This is a genomic window from Hydrogenophaga sp. OTU3427 (assembly GCF_038440225.1).
Lineage (GTDB): Bacteria > Pseudomonadota > Gammaproteobacteria > Burkholderiales > Burkholderiaceae_C > Hydrogenophaga.
The window spans coordinates 1-261 of record NZ_JASATI010000145.1; the positions used below are offsets into that span (position 1 = coordinate 1).

The 261-nt window shown below is 65.9% G+C and carries 1 protein-coding gene; it reads right to left on the minus strand.

The genetic code is table 11. From position 1 onward, the window contains the following. Positions 1-261: hypothetical protein (locus AAHB17_RS24665; RefSeq protein ID WP_342133703.1), on the minus strand; the 261-nt coding region annotated here is incomplete at both ends.

Consider the following 261-nt stretch of genomic DNA (forward strand, 5'->3'; position numbering starts at 1 on the left):
ACGTTGACCGTCACTGGCGTGTCTTCCGCCGTGCTGGCACTGTCGTCCGTGGCCAGTGGGCCATCGTCGTTGATCTGGATTTGCAGGTTGGCCACGGGCGCCACGTCGCCGTCGTCGTCGGTGACCACCACCGCGAAGTTCTCTTCGGGGAACTGGTCGGCACCGCCCACCGCGCCCGCATTGGTGTGGGGTGCGTTGTCGCTCAGCGTGTAGGTCCAGCTGTAGACCCCACCGCTGACCGTCACCACCAGATCGCCGTAG